A 3,359-nucleotide genomic window follows, 5' to 3' on the forward strand; every position below is an offset into this window, starting at 1 on the left:
GGCCGCCGCCGCCCGCAGGCTCGCGGCGCCGGTCGAGCCGTGCACGAACAGCGTGTCGCCGGCGCGGCCGTATCCGGTCGGGATGACGATCGGCGCGCCATGGGCCACGAAGGCGAGGTGGCAGATCAGGCCGGCGTCCAGCACGGCGTACAGCGCGGCGCGATCGGTGACCGCGCGCTTCTTGCCGCGCTGGACGGTGCTGCGGGGGGTGGGGGAGAGCGCTTGCTGAGTCACCCCGCCAGCGTGACCCGAGATAGTGGCATCCTGGAAGGGCCACGACCCACCGATTCTGAAAGGCCACTGTGTTTGATGGTTCGCTCCGCTTCTCCGCTACTCGCCGTCTTCCCTCCTCTCGTGCTCGGCGCTGACGCGCCTGCGCGCGCTCGTCAGTCCAGACGGCGAACGCTCCGTCGCTCCCGCTCACGCGTCCAGACGGCGAACGCTCCGGCGCTCCCGCTCACGGGAATGACCGAGACACCCGCGCTGCCGGTGACGCTGGACCGCGCGTCGGTCACCCCGCTGGCCGTGCAGCTCGCCGAGCAGCTTCGCGCGGCCGCCGGCGACGGCCGGCTGCGCAGCGGCGACCGGCTGCCGTCCACCCGCGCGCTCGCCGCCGAGCTGGAGGTCAGCCGCACGGTCACCGCCGCGGCCTACGAGCAGCTGCACGCCGAAGGCTGGATCGCCGGCCGGCACGGCTCGGGCACCTACGTCACCACCGAGCCGCCCGGGTCGCTGCGTGCCGACACCCGGCCGGTGCGCCGGGACGCGGCCACCGACACCGCGCTCGACCTCACCCCCGGCTCGCCGTGGGCGGGTGGCATCGACCGGGCGGCGTGGCGGCGGGCGTGGCGGGCGGCCGCGCACGTGGCGCCGATGGTCCGGCCCAACCGCGCCGGGCTGTCCAGCTACCGCGCGACGGTGGCCGAGCACCTGTTGCGGCACAGGGGCTTGCGTGTCGGCGCACTGTCTGAACAGGACGGTCGGGAGGCGGTGCTCGCCACGTCGGGCACGAGCTTCGCCGTGGGTGAGCTGGCCGCCGCGGTGCTGCACCCCGGCGACGTGGTGGCCGTCGAGGAGCCGGGTTACCAGCGGGCGGTGGGCGCGCTGCGGGCCGCCGGGCTGCGGGTCGTGCCGGCCACCGTGGACGCCGACGGCCTCCTGATCGACGCCGTGCCGGCCACCGCGCGGGCCGTCTACTGCTCACCCGCGCACCAGTACCCGTTGGGCGGGCGCATGTCCGCGGCCCGCCGGGTCGCGCTCGTCGAGCGCGCGCGGGAACGCGGCTGGCTCGTCATCGAGGACGACTACGACGGCGAGCTGCGCTACGACGTCGCCCCGCTGCCCCTGCTGGCCGCGCTGGCCCCGGACGTCGTCGTGCACCTGGGCACCACGAGCAAGATCCTCACCCCGACCCTGGGCGTGGGGTGGATGGTCGCGCCGCCCTCGGTCGTCACCGCGATCCTCGCCCACCGCGACCGCACCGGCAGCGGCCCGGCCCCGGCCGGCCAGCTCGTCGTCGTCGAGTTCGCCCGCAACGGCGACCTCGGCCGGCACCTGCGCCGGCTGCGCCGCGAGCTGTCCGAACGCCGCTCCCTCGTGGTCGACGCGCTCGTCCGTGCCGCCGTCCCGGTCCTCGGCGATGAGGCCGGCGCGCACGTCGTCGTGCCGGTCGCGGACGCGGACGCGGAGCGTGAGCTGGTCCGCCGCGCCCTCGAACGCGGCCTGCTCCTCGACGGGCTGGCCAGGCATCACGTCGGCCGCGCGCGCTGGTTCGGCATCGCGCTCGGCTACGCCGCGTGTTCCCGCGAGGAGCTGCGGGACGCGCTCCCGGTGCTGGTCGAGCTGGTGCGGACGGGAAGCTGACGACCGGGGCGCGGCCCCGGGTAGGGTCGGGCGCCATGGCCAGCCAAGAGCGAATCCGCGTGGCAGTGGTGTTCGGGGGGCAGAGCACGGAGCACGCCGTGTCCTGCGTGTCGGCGGCGAGCGTGCTCGCCAACCTGGACCCGGAGCGTTTCGAGGTCCTGCCGGTCGGCATCACCGAGCGGGGTTCGTGGGTGCTCGGCCCGGCCGACCCCTCGACGCTGGAGATCCAGGACCGGCGGATGCCGAGCATCTCCACCGGCACCGCGCTGACCCTGCCGGCCGACCCCACCTCGGCCAGCCTGGTCGTGCTGGAGCGCGGCCGCGAGGGCGAGGTGCTCTCCGCGGTCGACGTCGTCTTCCCCGTGCTGCACGGCGCGTACGGCGAGGACGGCACCATCCAGGGCCTGCTCGAGATGGTCGGATTGCCCTACGCGGGAGCCGGCGTGCTGGCGAGCGCGGTGGCCATGGACAAGGAGTTCACCAAGAAGCTGCTCGTCGCCGACGGCCTGCCGATCGGGCCGTACGAGGTGCTGCACCGCGGCCAGGCCACGCTCACCGACGCGCAGCGCGACCGGCTCGGGCTGCCCGTGTTCGTCAAGCCGGCCCGCGCGGGCTCGTCCACCGGCATCACCAAGGTCGCCGACTGGTCCCAGCTGGCCGACGCGATCGCGACGGCTCGGGCGATCGACCCCAAGGTGCTCGTCGAGTCGGCTGTCGTCGGCCGCGAGGTCGAGTGCGGCGTGCTGGAGTTCCCGGACGGCCGGGTCGAGGCGTCGCTGCCCGCCGAGATCCGGATCACCGCGGACGGCCCGGACTGGTACGACTTCGAGACGAAATACCTCGACGACGTCTGCGAGCTGGACATCCCGGCCAAGCTGGACGACGTGGTCACCGAGCGGCTGCGGGCCATGGCCGTCAAGGCCTTCCGCGCGCTGGACTGCCAGGGCCTGGCCCGGGTGGACTTCTTCGTCGGCGCCGACGGCACGCTCACCATCAACGAGCTCAACACGATGCCCGGCTTCACCTCCACGTCGGCCTACCCGAAGATGTGGGCGGTCACCGGCGTCGACTACCCGACCCTGCTGGCCACACTGATCGACACGGCGATCGCCCGCGGGACCGGCCTGCGCTAACCCGCCTCCCCGGGATTAACAGTGTGGGTTGCGTTCCGGCGGATGGTGCGGGTGTCGGGGTGGGTGGTGGCTGGGTGCCGTCACGGTCCCCTGAGGTTCTAGTCCGCCTCCCCGGGATTAAAAGTGTGCGTTGCGTCCCGGCGAATGGTGCGTATCGAGGTGGGTGGTGGCTGGGTGCCGTCACGGTCCCCTGAGGTTCCGGCGGTCGGCGCGGACTTCACACGATGATCTACGAGACACCTAGTCCGGCCGTAATCCCTGGTTAAGAACCTGCGCGTGGCGAACCGCGTCAATGCGGTGAACCAACCAAATCGGCAGGACGGGGATGCCATGTCCATGTTCGACACACCGGACCGGGACGGA

At 73.3% G+C, this 3,359-nt stretch carries 3 protein-coding genes; 2 read left to right on the forward strand and 1 reads right to left on the reverse strand.

Features of this window, described 5'->3' with window-relative positions:
- Nucleotides 1-234, reverse strand: a 234-nt coding sequence (locus VGD70_RS11815; protein ID WP_331077423.1) for a pyridoxamine 5'-phosphate oxidase family protein, incomplete at its 3' end; no start/stop codon positions are given.
- 231 nt (nucleotides 235-465) lie between these two features.
- On the opposite strand from VGD70_RS11815, the gene VGD70_RS11820 reads away from it, so the two are divergent.
- Both VGD70_RS11820 and VGD70_RS11825 read left to right on the forward strand, forming a co-directional pair.
- Entirely contained in the window at nucleotides 466-1,863 is a 1,398-nt protein-coding gene (locus VGD70_RS11820) for a PLP-dependent aminotransferase family protein (protein WP_331081020.1), read from the forward strand.
- Nucleotides 1,864-1,898: 35 nt separating this feature from the next.
- Nucleotides 1,899-2,996, forward strand: coding sequence for a D-alanine--D-alanine ligase family protein (locus tag VGD70_RS11825; RefSeq protein ID WP_331081021.1), 1,098 nt, complete (start codon nucleotides 1,899-1,901; stop codon nucleotides 2,994-2,996).
- Nucleotides 2,997-3,359: the final 363 nt, after the last annotated feature.

It is taken from the genome of Actinophytocola sp. (assembly GCF_036402745.1).
Taxonomy (GTDB): Bacteria; Actinomycetota; Actinomycetes; order Mycobacteriales; family Pseudonocardiaceae; genus Actinophytocola.